We start from the raw sequence: 15,770 nt of genomic DNA on the forward strand, positions 1-15,770 counted from the left end.
AGGTGAATCAATGCAAATAATCGTAAATGGTTTGATTCTCGGAAGTGTGTATGCCCTAATAGCCTTAGGGTATACCATGGTATACGGGATTATTAAGTTAATAAATTTTGCCCACGGTGATGTCTACATGATGGGTGCCTTCATGGGTTACTTTTTAATAAATAACCTCCATATGAATTTCTTTTTGGCCCTCATCATATCAATGGTTGGGACAGCACTTTTAGGGGTTGTGATTGAATTTTTAGCCTACAGACCCCTAAGGAATTCAACAAGGATTTCTGCTCTGATTACAGCAATCGGGGTGTCCTTCCTCTTAGAAAATACAATGATCTACTTTCTAGGTAGCTCAGCTAGACAGTTTCCACAAGCTATCGAGGTTCACAAATATAGCTTTGGATCGATCACAATTACAAATATTCAGCTGATGATTCTTGTAACATCACTTATCTTGATGGCAGCCCTTCAGTTGATTGTTCAAAAAACTAAGATGGGTAAAGCTATGCGTGCTGTATCAGTTGATAAGGAAGCCGCTCAACTTATGGGGATTAATGTTGATCATACAATCAGCTTTACCTTTGCCCTTGGTAGTGCCCTTGCAGGAGCTGCAGGTGTCATGATTGGTCTTTACTATGGTTCAATTGATCCTTTAATGGGTATGACACCAGGACTTAAAGCCTTTGTCGCAGCGGTTCTTGGAGGAATTGGAATTATCCCAGGTGCAGCTCTTGGTGGGCTTGTAATTGGTCTTTTGGAAACATTTACCCAGTCAATTCCAGGCAAACTCTCTTGGATTGCAGGTTATAAGGACGCTGTAGTTTATGCTATCTTGATTGTCATCCTCCTAATTAGGCCAGCTGGTATCTTAGGAAAAAGCGTGAAGGAGAAGGTTTAATATGAAAAATAGAGTAAAAACAAGCCTGATCTGGTCAGTGCTTTTGGTGGCAGGATTTGTCCTGCTACAATTCATGATTTCTGGTGGGATAATAAATACCTTCGGTGTTCAGTCAATTAGCTACATCGGAATCCAAATTATTCTAGCCGTTGGTTTGAACTTTGTAATTGGATTTTCGGGACAATTCTCCTTCGGTACAGCTGGTTTCATGGCTATTGGAGCTTATGCTGCAGCCATTGTTGGTATGTATTCAACCTACTACTATGCCTTTTATATAGCCATGTTTGTAGGAGCTGTTCTTGCAGGACTAGTAGCCCTAATCGTTGGGATTCCAACCCTTAGACTTAAGGGAGACTATCTAGCCATTGCGACCCTTGGAGTTTCTGAGATTATTAGAATTCTTATCATGAATGGTGATGAGTTGACCAATGGAGCAGCGGGACTTTCAGGGATTCCTCTCTTTACCAGCTGGCAGACAGTTTATATCTTTGTAGCCCTTGCAATCATTTTGACTGCAAACTTTGTTAACTCAGCAAGTGGGCGTGAGACTCTCTCAATCAGAGAAGATGAGATTGCAGCTGAGTCTATGGGGGTTAATACTACAAAAGTTAAGGTTTTAGCCTTTGTTTACGGGGCTGTTCTTTCAAGCATTGCAGGGTCTCTTTATGCAGGTCTAATCGGAACAGTAACTCCTAAGGACTTTACTTGGTTACAATCAGTAAATATCATTATTATTGTCGTTTTTGGTGGACTTGGAAGTATCACTGGTACAATAATTGCAGCTATTGCTCTTGGTTTCCTAAATATCTTCCTGCAAGATTTTGGAAGCCTAAGGATGGTCATCTACTCACTTGCTCTAATTCTTGTAATGATTTTTAGACCAGGTGGGCTTCTTGGAACCAAAGAATTTAAGTTATCTGCATTTTTCAATCATAAAGAAACTAAGGGGGTCAAATAATGGCACTTCTTGAAGTAAAAAATTTAACAAAAAACTTTGGTGGCCTAACTGCCGTAAGTGACGTTTGTATCAGCCTTGAAAGCTCTGAATTAGTTGGTCTGATTGGACCTAATGGAGCTGGAAAAACGACCCTTTTTAATCTATTAACTGGTGTCTATGAGCCCAGCGAAGGTAGTGTCGAGCTTGATGGCCGCGTCTTAAATGGTCTTCCTCCCTATAAGTTTGCTCAGGCTGGCTTAGGTAGGACCTTCCAGAATATTCGTTTGTTTAAAGACCTTTCAGTCTTAGATAATGTTTTGATTGCCCTTGGTGCCAAAAAGAAGAAGCATTTTCTGGCCAGCCTTTTACGTCTTCCAATTTATTATAAGGTTGATGAGGAGCTTGTCGCTAAAGCTCAAGAGCTTTTGAAAATTTTTAACCTGCAGGACAAGCAAGATATTCCAGCTAGTAAATTACCCTACGGGGAACAAAGAAAGCTTGAGATTGTTCGTGCCCTTGCGACTGACCCTAAAATTTTATTTTTAGATGAGCCTGCAGCTGGGATGAACCCCCAGGAAACAGCCGAATTGACTGGTCTGATTAAGGAAATTCAGGAAAAATTTGGGATTACAATCGTCTTAATCGAGCATGATATGGGACTTGTAATGGATGTTTGCCAAAGAATCTATGTACTTGAATATGGTAGGATGATTGCAGAAGGTAAACCAGAAGAAATTAAGAATAATAAAAGAGTTATTGAAGCTTATCTAGGAGGTGAAGCCTAATGTTAGAGGTTAAGGACTTATCTGTCTATTATGGCGTGATCCAGGCTGTAAGTGATGTAAATTTTAAGGTTAACGAGGGTGAGATTGTTTCCCTGATTGGAGCTAACGGGGCTGGTAAAACAACCATTCTCCATACGATTTCAGGTCTTGTCCGCCCTAAAAATGGGATTATAACCTTTGAAGGGCAGGAAATTCAAAAAACTGCCCCACAAAGGATTGTATCCTCAGGCCTTTGTCAGGTACCAGAAGGACGTCATGTCTTTCCTGGACTTACCGTCCTTGAAAATCTTGAGATGGGTGCCTACCTTAAAAAGGACCGGGAAGAAAATGCCCGCAATCTTAAGAAAGTGTTCTCTCGTTTCCCACGTTTGGAAGAGCGTAAGAATCAAGATGCATCAACCTTGTCAGGTGGGGAGCAGCAGATGCTTGCTATGGGTCGTGCCCTTATGGGAACACCTAAGCTATTATTGCTAGATGAGCCGTCAATGGGTCTTGCACCAATCTTCATTCAAGAGATTTTTGATATAATTCAAGATATTCAAAAGCAAGGAACAACCGTTCTTTTGATTGAGCAAAATGCCAATAAGGCCTTGGCTATCTCTGACCGAGGCTATGTTTTAGAGACAGGGAAAGTTGTTTTAGCAGGTACGGGTAAAGAACTTTTAGAAAGTGACGAAGTACGTAAGGCATATCTTGGAGGCTAATCCTTCAAAGGATTTATTTAAAAATTAAAGGAGTAAGAAGATGGCGGTTAAGGATTTTATGACAAAAGAGGTAATCAGTGTAGGCCCTGATACCAAGGTAGCGGGAGTTACTGATTTAATGCGTGAAAAAAATATTCACCGTTTACCAGTTCTTGATAATGGTAAGTTAGTTGGTCTAGTCACAGAAGGAACAATTGCTGAGGCAAGTCCTAGTAAGGCTACAAGTCTTTCAGTTTATGAGATGAATTACTTGCTTAACAAGACAACAGTCAAGTCAATCATGATCAAAAATGTTGTAACAATTTCGCAGTTTGCATCTCTTGAAGATGCGGTCTATTTGATGCGTGAAAACAATATTGGTGTTCTTCCCGTAGTTGATGAGGGGGAACTTGAAGGAATCATCACTGATAAGGATGTTTTTGGGGCCTTCTTAAAGGTTGCAGGTTACGGAGAAGCAGGTGTGAGGATTCGTTTGTCTGTCAAAAATGAAATTGGAGCCCTTGAAAAAATTGCTGATCTAGTAGCAAAAAATGAATACAATGTGATGAGTATTCTCCAGCTTAACAACAAGGAAGAAGGAACTACAATTTTAGAAATCCTTCTTGATGGAAACCATAATGAAGCTGACATTCAAAGTAAATTTGAAGCAGCAGGCTTTAAGGTTGAAAGTGTTGAAAAGACAGAAGCTAAAGCTAGTTAAATTTAAAAAAAGAAGCCTATTAATATTGGGGCTTCTTTTTTTGTTAGTATTTAATTCCTTTGATTGAAATAATTGAAATTCCAGATAGGAGGGCGAATAAGGCAGACATTAGGAAAATGGCTTGAAAACCAAAGGTGCTTATAGCTAGGGCTGCAAGAATTGGAGCAAGGGCTTGAGTTACGGTAGAACCAAGATTATAAACACCCAGGAAGAAGGCAACTTTTTCCTTATCGGGAATTATTTTAAGATTTAAAAGATTATTAAGGGAATTCCATATTCCAAGGCCTAGTCCTGCTAGGAAGGCGTATATAATAATTCCTTTAGCATCTTGGAAGAAGTAAATGGCAAGAGCCCCTAAACTCATGAAAACAGTGGCTAGGGCAAGGGGAATCTTTAAAAATTTTGTCTTGTCGCAAAGGGGGCCAACAAAGAAACCACAAAGGATACCAAAAACAAGCATAATGATATTTAGTTGCTGAACAGTTGACTTGACTACGGCATCACTTTGACGCATGAAATCCGTTAAAATATAAAGAATATAGCTTGCAATCATATAATTTGATGCACTTTGAAACATTTTCCCGGCTAAGGCAAGATAGTAATCACGACCAATTGCCCATTTTGGACAGACTGATTTGAAAAGTTGACCCAAAGATTCTTTTTTAGCAACCTCCTTATGTTCTACATCACCCAGATTAGATGGCTCACGGACAATAATAAGAGCCAGTAAACATCCAAGGAAGGTTATGATACCAAAAGTTGTGAAACCTAATTGAAGCCGGTGTAGGAAGTAGACTCCAAGGACTGTGAATCCATTGTTACCAAGAGCCATGCCCAGTCCCCCGTAAGCAGAAGAGGCTGTTCCACCACCACCTTTTGGTGCTAAATCAAGCCAAGCAACCATTGGTGCCACAACAAAGTTTAGGGCCACTTGCCCCAAAATCCAAGTAATTAAAAGGACAGATATGTTTGTTGCCATACCAGCAATTATCATCAAAATCATGAAGGCTAATGAGCCTCCAAAAATCCAAGGGGTCCTTTTCCCAAAGCGGGAAACTGTACGGTCTGAAATAGATCCTGCTACCATATTTGAAATGGATGCTGCAATCATTGAGGTTGTAGAAAAAAGTGCTACAAGTCCTACCTTATGAGCTGAATCAAGTTCCTGAATAAGGGCAGGTAAGTAAAGGCTTGAACAAACTGCATAGGGCCCAAGCCAGCTGGCAGGTCCAATGACAAGTCCTGGGACCAACCTTTTTAGAGGAACTGTTTTACTATCAATATCTTTTGTTAAAGTGGCTGCATTTTTCATAACTGTCTCCTATAAATTTGATACATGGTAGTAGTCAAATTGACCACAAGATTTGTGCTGGTAAGCATCAACGCTTCCGATGAAGTTGACAAGGCCAGTAAAGCCTCCAATTTCTCCTGGAGTTCCATTAACTCCTTCGTCTGATAGATAATCAACATCAAGTTTAGCTACAAATACAGTCCACTCATCATCTTCTTTAATGCGGTAGAAGATGGTTGCTAGAGCATTTTTATAGGCAATTTTTAGGCTAATCTCTCCTTCTGGAATAGCTACATGTTCATGGATATATTCAATTCGTTCACCTAGTTTGGCCTGGGATAAGGCAAGTACAACTGTATCGTATTGTTCAGAGTAGGTCAGATGAGCAAACAGCCAATCATTAGCATCATAGTAAAGACCAAGTCCTGATTTTTGTGAGTAGTGATTTGGTTTGAAGGTAAGTTTTGTTTCAACCTCATAGTTAAATGAACTTGCCCTAGTCCCCATGATTGAAGGACTTACCTTAGAAAAGAGGGAGTCACGCCCGTAAATCTCAAGTTTATTATTGACTTGTTTGACCCAGTCATCATTTTTGAAGTGGTAGGGGGTCATAAAATATTCGCTGATACTCGCTCCTTCAAAGTTTTCTTTGATATCATCTTTTTGAGTAGTAGGAAGCTCAACCTCATAAGGAATTTGGACAAACTCTTTTGCCAGATTCGATCCATCCTTCATTTCAAGCCAACCTTCATCGGTCCAAGTCATCTCCTGAATCGAGGTTTCGCGTCCTAGTGGATTTAGGAGCTTTCCTTCAAGTGGGCGACTCATCAGATGGAACATATACCATTCACCAGTTGGCGTTTGGACAAGAGATCCGTGACCAGATTTTTGGAGTCTTGAATGAGGATTATACATTTCAAAGTGACCAGCATCTGGGTCACCTAAAGAAAAAAGATGAGCGGGTGATGAGGTAAGGATGGGCTCCATTGAAGGGTGGGCTTCATAGGGCCCAAAAATATTTTTTGAGCGTCCAATTTCAACGCCATGACCGTAGCCTGTTCCTCCAGAAGCAAGAATTAGGTAGTAGTAGTCATTGCGTTTCCAGATATATGGTGCTTCTACACAGCCCCTTGTAGTGAAACCAGAACTTACCCGTTTCCAATCTCCTATGATTTGGCCATTTTCTGTATCGTATTCTGCAATGACAACTCGACCAGGAGAGGGATAACCGACGCGTGATTCCCATTCAAGGACTGCCAGATATTTTTTACCATTCTCATCATGAAAGAGAGAAGGATCAATTCCAATTGAAGTTACATATTGGGGCTTAGACCAAGGGCCTGTAATTTCATCAGCATACATGGTATAGGTGTTGGCATTAAATTCACGCCCAGTCATATTAACCATTTGACAATAAGTCATCCAAAATTTTTTGGTCGCTTTATCATAAGATAGATTTGGTGCCCAAATTCCAGCTGGAGTATCCGTTCCCCGTAAATCAATTTCTCCACCTGTAAGGACGTTTGTCACAAGTTCCCAGTTAGCTAAGTCTTTTGAATGAAAAATTGGGATGCCTGGAGTCCAGTGGAAGGTTGATGTAGCTACATAATAATCCTCGCCTACACGGATTGCTGATGGATCTGGAGCCATTCCAGCCATAATTGGATTTTGGATAGTAGTCATAGTGTTTTCCTCTTTTCTTTTTGCTAAATTAAACATAAAACTCTAAAAATGGTAATCATTTCATCTATTGCTAGTAATCCCAACTTTACTTATAATAAAGTTTGTTAAGGAGGTAGCAAATGTCAACTAAATTTGAATGTGTGGAGCATAGTGAGATTCAGGATATTTATATATTCCTGGTTGAGATGAAGTACCGTAGCCCTCATCTGCATAGCGATATTGAGATTATTTATCTCCTAAGTGGCACAATGAATCTTACAACTAATGGAGAAACTTTTGAGCTTGGTGCAGGCCAATTTCTTGTTCTAAATTCCTGCCAACTACATGAATTTTCTTCTCAAGATGGAGCCCTCCTATTAATATTCCAGATTTCCCCACAACATTTTGAAGGATTCTTTCCGCAAATCAATGAACTCTATTTTGAGTCAAAACCTGTAATACTTGATGAAAGCCAAGCAGCTACCAGGCTAAGAAAACACTTGTTTCTTGCTAGTCGTGCTCATTTTGAAGCCAGTGACTATTCACCCTTAGTTTGCCACGGCTACACCTCCCTAATCATTCATGATTTACTAGCAGTTGTTCCCTATGACCACAAATCTATACGGGAGCAAAATAAATTCCTTTATAAGCATGACCGAATTAATCAGATAAGTAATTATATAAGTGCCCACTATCAGGAAAAATTGCTTCTTTCGGATATTTCTAGTCATCTTTCACTTTCAACTACCTACCTATCCAGATTTTTCAAAGAAAATTTTGGGATTAGCTTTCAGGAGTATTTGAATATTTTAAGGTGTGAACGAGCCCGATACTTATTAGTGAATACTGAAAATAATCTTTTGACTATTTGTGAGTCTTCTGGCTTCTCAGATATTCGTTACTTAAATAAGGCCTTCAAAAAGGTATATGGGAAGTCCCCTCGTGATTTCAGGAAGGATAACCGCTGGCAGGGAGAATTTCAAGCCCTGGTTTCAGCTGCAAGTATCGGTGATGAGCAGGTTATTTATTCCCAAGATCAGGCTCTAAGAGAACTTTCTAGGTACAAGTAAGCTTAAGAATTAGACCCTCCTAACATAAGTTATAAATTAAAGAAAACGCTTTCTAAAACTTGTCTACAGAATATATAAAAAAAGATTAATTTTCATGTACAATTTTATCTAATCTAGTGGATAATCTTGCCCTATCTCTATTTTTTAAGGCAAGGTCGAGATTCGTCCTTTAGTGGGTCTTGAAAACCTGATAAAAGTCTTGATTTTTAAAGGAAATAATCTTGACAGTAAAAGGCTAAAATGGTATTATTACTAACGGTACTTTTTACATTTGGTCTCTCGAAAGTGTACAGAGACGTGCTGACAAGTTGCAAGGTACACGCAAACGTTACTTTAGTGGCGTGGGCAAGGGAGTCACCTTTTCTTGCCCGAAACTAACAAAACACACATTAAAAAAATAAGGAGTAAGTTAATAAAATGCCTACTATTAACCAATTGGTTCGCAAACCGCGTAAATCAAAAGTAGAAAAATCAAACTCACCAGCCTTGAACATCGGATACAACAGCCGTAAAAAAGTTCAAACTAAACTTTCATCACCACAAAAACGTGGAGTAGCAACTCGTGTTGGTACTATGACACCTAAGAAACCTAACTCAGCTTTACGTAAGTATGCCCGTGTACGTCTTTCTAACCTTATCGAAGTTACTGCTTACATCCCAGGTATCGGACACAACCTACAAGAACACAGTGTTGTACTTATCCGTGGTGGACGTGTAAAAGACCTTCCAGGGGTACGTTACCACATCGTTCGTGGAGCACTTGATACTGCAGGTGTTGCTGACCGTAAACAAAGCCGTTCTAAATACGGAACTAAGAGACCTAAAGCTTAATTCAAAAATCATTAGGAGTTCAGCCTGCCCACTTGTTGCGTAGAAAGAACAACTAGTCATTAGTCTTAAGAACAAGTTATAAAAAATTAATAAAAAATTGAGAAGGAGATAACTCGAAATGAGTCGTAAAGGACAAGCTCCAAAACGTGAAGTTTTGCCAGATCCGTTATATAATTCAAAAATCGTTACACGTCTTATCAACCGCCTTATGCTAGATGGTAAACGTGGAACTGCTGCTAGCATCGTTTATGGTGCATTTGATCAAATCAAGGAAACTACAGGAAATGAACCACTTGAAGTTTTTGAAACTGCAATGGAAAACATCATGCCTATCCTTGAAGTACGCGCACGTCGTGTTGGTGGATCAAACTACCAAGTACCAGTTGAAGTACGTCCAGAACGTCGTACAACTCTTGGACTTCGTTGGTTGGTAACAATTGCACGTCAACGTGGTGAACACACTATGCAAGACCGTCTTGCTAAAGAAATCATGGACGCAGCTAACAACACTGGTGCATCTGTTAAGAAACGTGAAGATACTCACAAAATGGCAGAAGCTAACCGTGCATTCGCTCACTTCCGCTGGTAAGATCTTCTGGCTTTGCCCGAAGAAACTACTTGCTTAAGTAGCACAAGTCCTGTAGTTTACTACAGGCAAGCTTGGCTAGCCCAAGCACAACTAAATAGGTAAACATACAAAGACATAACTGGGTGGGCTACTGCCCTTCCAGTTTTGTTTTTGAACTAAATGTGATAGAATATTTCTATAGAAAAATATTAAGGAGAAACAACCTAATGGCACGCGAATTTTCATTAGAAAACACTCGTAATATCGGTATCATGGCTCACGTCGATGCTGGTAAAACAACAACTACTGAACGTGTACTTTACTATACTGGTAAAATCCACAAAATCGGTGAAACTCACGAAGGTGCATCACAAATGGACTGGATGGAGCAAGAACAAGAACGTGGTATTACAATCACTTCTGCGGCTACAACTGCACAGTGGAAAGGTAACCGTGTAAATATCATCGACACACCAGGACACGTGGACTTCACAATTGAAGTACAACGTTCACTTCGCGTACTTGATGGAGCTGTTACAGTACTTGATGCTCAATCAGGTGTTGAGCCTCAAACAGAAACAGTTTGGCGTCAGGCTACAGACTACAAGGTTCCACGTATTGTTTTCGCCAACAAAATGGATAAAATCGGAGCTGATTTCTACTACTCACTTTCAACTCTACATGACCGTTTGAACGCAAACGCTCACCCAATCCAAATTCCAATTGGAGCTGAAGAAGATTTCATCGGAATCATCAACCTTGTTAACATGACAGCTGAGATCTATACTAACGACCTTGGAACTGACATTAAAGAACTTGTTGTTGGATCAGACGAATTCAAAGCTGAACTTGCTGCCCTTAACTTCGATGCTGATGAATACGAAGCACTTGCTGAAGAATGGCACAGCAAATTAGTTGAAGCTGTAGCTGAAACTGACGAAGACCTTATGATGGCTTACCTTGAAGGTGAAGAAATCACTGAAGCTGAGCTTAAAGCTGCTATCCGTAAAGCAACAATCAACGTTGAATTCTACCCAATGCTTGCTGGTTCTGCCTTCAAGAACAAAGGTGTTCAAATGATGCTTGATGCGGTTATCGACTACCTACCTTCACCACTTGACATCCCTGCAATCAAAGGTATCAACCCAGATACAGACGAAGAAGAAACTCGTCCAGCATCTGACGAAGAGCCATTCTCAGCCCTTGCCTTCAAGATCATGACTGACCCATTCGTTGGACGTCTTACTTTCTTCCGTGTTTACTCTGGTATCCTTCAATCAGGATCATACACACTAAACACTTCTAAAGGTAAACGTGAACGTATCGGACGTATCCTACAAATGCACGCGAACACTCGTAAAGAAATCAGCGAAGTTTACGCTGGAGATATCGCAGCAGCTGTTGGTCTTAAAGATACTACAACTGGTGATACTCTTGCAGACGAAAAACACAAGGTTATCCTTGAGTCAATCGAAATTCCAGAACCAGTTATCCAACTTTCTGTTGAACCTAAATCTAAAGCTGACCAAGATAAGATGGGTGTTGCCCTTCAAAAACTTGCAGAAGAAGATCCAACATTCCGCGTTGAAACAAACGTTGAAACTGGTGAAACTGTAATCTCTGGTATGGGTGAACTTCACCTTGACGTCCTTGTAGACCGTATGAAACGTGAATTCAAGGTTGAAGCTAACGTTGGTGCTCCACAGGTATCTTACCGTGAAACATTCCGTTCAGCTACTGAAGCCGAAGGTAAATTCGTACGTCAATCAGGTGGTAAAGGACAATACGGACATGTTTGGGTTGAATTCACTCCTAATGAAGAAGGTGCTGGATTCGAATTCGAAAACGCAATCGTCGGTGGGGTTGTACCACGTGAATACATCCCAGCTGTTGAAAAAGGACTTGAAGAGTCTATGGCTAACGGGGTTCTTGCTGGATACCCAATGGTTGATATCAAAGCTAAACTTTACGACGGATCATACCACGATGTCGATTCAAATGAAACTGCCTTCCGTGTAGCAGCATCTATGGCCCTTAAAGCGGCAGCTAAAAAAGCTAACCCAGTTATCCTTGAGCCAATGATGAAAGTTACAATCACAGTTCCTGAAGAAAACCTTGGAGACATCATGGGACACGTTACTGCTCGTCGTGGACGTGTAGACGGAATGGAAGCACACGGTAACAGCCAAATCGTTAATGCTTTCGTACCACTTGCTGAAATGTTCGGATACGCAACAACTCTACGTTCTTCAACTCAAGGACGTGGTACATTCATGATGGTATTTGACCACTATGAAGATGTTCCAAAATCTGTACAAGAAGAAATTATCAAGAAAAACGGTGGACAAGCTTAATTGTTCCTAAAAAATTAAATAAAGCACGAATATTCGATTGAATATTCGTGTTTTTTTGTGTAGAATGGGAATAAAAGATAGAATGAAGGGAATAAAATATGAAAAGAAGCGAACGATTAGTAGATTTTACTAATTTTCTCCTAAACAATCCAAATCAGCTAACCTCATTAACGTTTTTCAGTAAGAGGTATGATGCAGCAAAATCTTCTATTTCGGAAGATTTACTAATAATTAAGAAAATTTTTGAGGAAAGTGAAGTCGGAAAAATTACGACCTATGCAGGTGTAAGTGGTGGAGTTACCTTCACGCCCGGTATCTCAGATGACTACAGCTTGGCCTTAGCCAACAAACTTTTAGATGATATTGTGAAAGACAATAGGATTCTTCCAGGTGGTTATATTTACCTTTCAGATGTTTTAGGGAATCCTAAGGTTCTAAAAAATATCGGAAAAATAATCGCCCACGAATTTCGTGATGAAAAAATTGATGCCATTATGACCATTGCGACAAAGGGTGTTCCTATCGCTCAATCTGTGGCAGAAATTTTGGGTATTCCCTTTGTTATTGCTAGACGAGATCCAAAAATTACTGAAGGAGCTACGGTCTCTGTTAACTATATGTCTGGATCAAGTGCTCGTGTTGAGAAGATGACTCTATCAAAACGTAGTCTTAAGTCAGGAAGTAATGTTCTTTTGGTTGATGATTTCATGAAGGGTGGCGGAACCTTTGATGGGATGAAGAGCTTGGTTTCTGAATTTGATTGCAAACTAGCTGGAGTTGCCGTTCTTGCAGAAGGCGTCTTTAACGGAGAACGTCAAATTGATGGTTACAAGTCAATCTTAAAGGTCAATAAACTTGATATCCAGTCTGGAAAAATTGATGTTAGCCTTGGTAATATTTACAAATAAAAAAAATCTCCTTTTAGGAGATTTTTTTGCTTTTATATGCTGAGCGTCTGACCAATCAGAAGAACATCTGAGCTAAGATTATTACTAGCCATTAGTTGGTCGACAGAAGTTCCGTATTTTTGTGAAATCGACCATAGGCTATCACCTGATTTAACGGTATAATTACCACTAGTTTGGTAGCTGCTTGTTGAAGTGCTTGAAGTAGTAGTATAGGCTGCGTTTGACGTTTGATTACTATATCCATAGTTATAGTCGTAGGCAGCAAGACCATAGTCTTCAATTATTTTATTAAGTTTTGCGGCGTAGCCAGGGTCAGTAGCATAGACTCCTTGAAGGGCTGCTGTTGCATCCCAATATCCGCTAGTATTACTCACATGGGTTCCGTAGTAGATGGAATTGTAGTAAAGGAGGGCTCCATTAGCTGCAAAGCTGTCATAGATTGAATCATAGGTTTTAAATGATTCAATCATGTCAACCCAAGCTCCACCCAGATATTCCACAGTTTTCATACTAACACCAGGACCCTTAATACCAAAATAATTATTGTAATTGTTAGCCAGGCTACTTTTACCATAACCAGATTCCAAGATTGCTTGAGCGGCCATAACAGATGGATAAAGTCCATATTGAGGTGCTACTTGCTGGGCAACAGCTGCCATTTCTTTAATGGAAGCAGCATCAACCTCCTTGGGAGTTGATAGACCTAGAATTGATAATCCAATCCCGCCGATAGCTGCCATTTGGAGTATACGGTTTGTATAAGTTGGTATATTCATATTGTATCCTTTCAAGTTTGTACACTTATTTTCATTGTATCAATATAATAAATATTTGTCTATTAAGAAGGCTTGAACGCCAACTATAAAATGCTATAATGAATTTTATGAAAAATAAACTATATTATAGATTTGCTGGAAGTACATTAATGCTTATTTTTATTCTTCTAGGTTATATCGTTAAGTTTTTTCCAAAAACAATAGCACATTTTGATCTGCCCATTCAAAGCTTTGTTTTCTCCCATCGAAGTGACCTTCTAACAAGTTTTTTTGAGACGATTACGAAACTTGGAAATTCTTCAAGAATAATCATTTTGGTTGCCCTATTTGTAATCTTCTTCTACCTTAAAAAGTGGTACATGGAAGCCATTTACCTGGGTGGCCTTTTACTTGTAGTTTCAGGCATTGTTGCACCCCTTGCTAAGCACTTATATCAGAGGCCAAGACCTCCCTTTGAGGACCACTTGATCACTGAAAGTGGCTACTCTTTCCCAAGCGGACATTCTACAGTATCCATGCTTGTATTTTTAGCCTTAATTCTTATTTTCCTACCGAGGATTGAAAAGACATGGCTTAAAATTTTGCTAGTGACCTGTTTAAGTCTTTTGATTGTAACAATTGGCTTTTCAAGAATTTACTTGGGCGTCCACTATCCAAGTGACGTGCTTGGTGGTTTTGCTCTAGCTTCAGCTGCAGTCCTCTACTCTTATCCCTACTATGATAGGATGAGATTTACCTGGCGTTTTAAAGGAATTCAAAAATGAATCAAAAATCATATACAACCTGGAATGAATATCTAAGGAATAATTTCGGGGAAAAAATATTTAAGGTTCCAATTGATGCGGGCTTTGATTGCCCCAATAGGGACGGTACTGTAGCTGTGGGTGGCTGTACTTTTTGTACGGTATCTGGGTCTGGCGACATGATTATAGCACCAGATGAACCCATACCCGTTCAGTTTCAAAAGGAGGTTGATTTCCTCCATAAAAAATGGGGTGGAGTCGAAAAGTATATTGTTTACTTCCAAAATTTTACTAATACCCATGCTCCAGTTGAAATCCTAAGGGAACGCTTTGAACAGGCTGTAAATATGCCAAATGTGGTGGGAATCAACATCGGAACCCGTCCAGATTGCCTTCCTCCTGAAACCATTGACTATTTGGGGGAGTTGAATGAGCGGATGACTGTTTGGGTTGAGTTGGGCCTTCAAACAACCTATCAGGCAACAAGTGATTTAATCAACCGGGCTCATGATTATCAGACCTATTTGGATGCTGTCTCAGCCCTTCGTGCTAAAAATATTTTGGTTTGCACCCATCTAATTAATGGCCTTCCTGGTGAGACTGCTGACATGATGCTTGAGAATGTTAGAAGGACAGTTCAAGATAGTGATATCCAAGGAATTAAACTTCACCTCCTACATTTAATGAAAAATACCCGTATGCAAAGGGACTTTCATGAAGGACGCCTGCAGCTTTTATCCCAAAAAGAGTATGTAAATATAATTTGTGACCAATTGGAAATCATCCCTAAAGAAATCGTCATCCACAGGCTAACTGGAGATGCTCCGCGTGATTCCTTGATTGGTCCCATGTGGAGCCTTAAAAAATGGGAGGTCTTAAATGCCATTGATGCTGAGATGGCAAGACGCGGTAGCACCCAGGGCTGTAAACTAGAAGAGGAGCTAAAAGGAGGTCAAGTATGTTAAGACCCCTACATCTGGCTCATGCTTGGTTGGAAGAGGTTATAAGACCGGGAGACTTGGTGGTCGACGCTACCATGGGTAACGGGCATGATACGGTCTTTCTGGCTGGCCTTACCGATAAAGTTTTTGCCTTTGACATCCAGGAACAAGCCCTTGAATCAACCAGAATTAGGCTAGCAGATCAGGGACTTGTAGCTGAGCTTATCTTGTCTGGTCATGAGCATGTCGACCGCTACGTGGCTGAGCCTATCAAGGCTGCTATCTTCAATCTGGGCTACTTGCCAAAGAGTGACAAATCAGTCATAACACTTGCCCCAACAACCATCGAAGCCGCAACAAAAATCCTTAATCAAATGATTAGGGGAGGACGCCTAGCCATGATGGTTTACTATGGTCATGAGGGGGGAGTAAAGGAGAAGGATGAGGTCTTAAATTTTGTGGCCTCTTTAGAGCAGACTAGCTATCAAGCTATGACCTATGGACCCCTTAATCAAAAAAATACACCTCCATTTTTGATTATGATTGAAAAATTGATATAATTAATTTGTTATAATCATTATAGTTTTTTAAAACTAGGGGAGGTTCTT

16 protein-coding genes are annotated in these 15,770 nt (G+C 40.0%); 13 read left to right on the plus strand and 3 right to left on the minus strand.

Going from position 1 to position 15,770, the window contains the following annotated elements; all coding sequences use genetic code 11:
• Positions 1-10: 10 nt before the first annotated feature.
• The 5 genes from OZX68_00380 to OZX68_00400 are packed head-to-tail and all read left to right on the plus strand — an operon-like array spanning position 11 to position 4,018.
• Positions 11-892 (plus strand): branched-chain amino acid ABC transporter permease, encoded by an 882-nt coding sequence (locus OZX68_00380; protein WEV60749.1) that lies wholly within the window; start codon positions 11-13, stop codon positions 890-892.
• Position 893: 1 nt separating this feature from the next.
• Complete coding sequence (locus OZX68_00385; protein WEV60750.1) at positions 894-1,850, plus strand: branched-chain amino acid ABC transporter permease; 957 nt, start codon at positions 894-896, stop codon at positions 1,848-1,850.
• A complete protein-coding gene (locus tag OZX68_00390; protein ID WEV60751.1) occupies positions 1,850-2,614 on the plus strand; it encodes an ABC transporter ATP-binding protein in 765 nt (254 codons plus the stop codon). Before OZX68_00385 ends, OZX68_00390 begins: the two co-directional genes overlap by 1 nt.
• Entirely contained in the window at positions 2,614-3,318 is a 705-nt protein-coding gene (locus OZX68_00395) for an ABC transporter ATP-binding protein (protein ID WEV60752.1), read from the plus strand. Before OZX68_00390 ends, OZX68_00395 begins: the two co-directional genes overlap by 1 nt.
• A gap of 40 nt (positions 3,319-3,358) precedes the next feature.
• A complete protein-coding gene (locus tag OZX68_00400; GenBank protein WEV60753.1) occupies positions 3,359-4,018 on the plus strand; it encodes a CBS domain-containing protein in 660 nt (219 codons plus the stop codon).
• A 43-nt stretch (positions 4,019-4,061) separates the two neighbouring features.
• On the opposite strand, the gene OZX68_00405 is transcribed toward OZX68_00400, so the two are convergent.
• Together OZX68_00405 and OZX68_00410 are read right to left on the minus strand one after the other, a co-directional pair.
• Positions 4,062-5,330, minus strand: coding sequence for an MFS transporter (locus OZX68_00405; GenBank protein ID WEV60754.1), 1,269 nt, complete (start codon positions 5,328-5,330; stop codon positions 4,062-4,064).
• A 9-nt stretch (positions 5,331-5,339) separates the two neighbouring features.
• Positions 5,340-6,992, minus strand: a complete 1,653-nt coding sequence (locus tag OZX68_00410) for a family 43 glycosylhydrolase (GenBank protein ID WEV60755.1) — start codon at positions 6,990-6,992, stop codon at positions 5,340-5,342.
• Between the two features lie 119 nt (positions 6,993-7,111).
• On the opposite strand from OZX68_00410, the gene OZX68_00415 reads away from it, so the two are divergent.
• From OZX68_00415 to purR, 5 genes are all read left to right on the plus strand, one after another.
• On the plus strand, positions 7,112-8,041 hold the full coding sequence (locus OZX68_00415; protein ID WEV60756.1) for an AraC family transcriptional regulator: 930 nt from the start codon (positions 7,112-7,114) through the stop codon (positions 8,039-8,041).
• Positions 8,042-8,458: 417 nt separating this feature from the next.
• The gene (gene rpsL / locus OZX68_00420) at positions 8,459-8,872 is read left to right on the plus strand and encodes a 30S ribosomal protein S12 (protein ID WEV60757.1); all 414 of its coding nucleotides are present in this window, start codon (positions 8,459-8,461) and stop codon (positions 8,870-8,872) included.
• 118 nt (positions 8,873-8,990) lie between these two features.
• Positions 8,991-9,461: a 30S ribosomal protein S7 gene (rpsG, locus tag OZX68_00425; protein ID WEV60758.1), complete on the plus strand. Its 471-nt coding sequence runs from the start codon at positions 8,991-8,993 to the stop codon at positions 9,459-9,461.
• Between the two features lie 206 nt (positions 9,462-9,667).
• A complete protein-coding gene (fusA, locus tag OZX68_00430) occupies positions 9,668-11,794 on the plus strand; it encodes an elongation factor G (GenBank protein ID WEV60759.1) in 2,127 nt (708 codons plus the stop codon).
• 98 nt (positions 11,795-11,892) lie between these two features.
• Positions 11,893-12,702 carry a pur operon repressor gene (gene purR / locus OZX68_00435; protein WEV60760.1) on the plus strand — a complete coding sequence of 270 codons (810 nt, stop codon included), beginning with the start codon at positions 11,893-11,895 and terminating at the stop codon, positions 12,700-12,702.
• 32 nt (positions 12,703-12,734) lie between these two features.
• On the opposite strand, the gene OZX68_00440 is transcribed toward purR, so the two are convergent.
• Entirely contained in the window at positions 12,735-13,478 is a 744-nt protein-coding gene (locus OZX68_00440) for a glucosaminidase domain-containing protein (protein ID WEV60761.1), read from the minus strand.
• A gap of 149 nt (positions 13,479-13,627) precedes the next feature.
• Between OZX68_00440 and OZX68_00445 the strand changes: the two genes are divergently transcribed.
• Genes OZX68_00445 through OZX68_00455 form a run of 3 tightly spaced genes read left to right on the plus strand, consistent with a single transcriptional unit; the run spans position 13,628 to position 15,722 of the window.
• Positions 13,628-14,242 (plus strand): phosphatase PAP2 family protein, encoded by a 615-nt coding sequence (locus OZX68_00445; GenBank protein WEV60762.1) that lies wholly within the window; start codon positions 13,628-13,630, stop codon positions 14,240-14,242.
• Complete coding sequence (locus tag OZX68_00450; GenBank protein WEV60763.1) at positions 14,239-15,186, plus strand: TIGR01212 family radical SAM protein; 948 nt, start codon at positions 14,239-14,241, stop codon at positions 15,184-15,186. Before OZX68_00445 ends, OZX68_00450 begins: the two co-directional genes overlap by 4 nt.
• Complete coding sequence (locus OZX68_00455) at positions 15,180-15,722, plus strand: SAM-dependent methyltransferase (GenBank protein ID WEV60764.1); 543 nt, start codon at positions 15,180-15,182, stop codon at positions 15,720-15,722. The genes OZX68_00450 and OZX68_00455 overlap by 7 nt, the downstream gene beginning before the upstream one ends.
• Positions 15,723-15,770 lie beyond the last annotated feature (48 nt).

This window comes from Streptococcaceae bacterium ESL0729 (genome assembly GCA_029391995.1).
In the GTDB taxonomy this organism is placed as follows: domain Bacteria; phylum Bacillota; class Bacilli; order Lactobacillales; family Streptococcaceae; genus Floricoccus.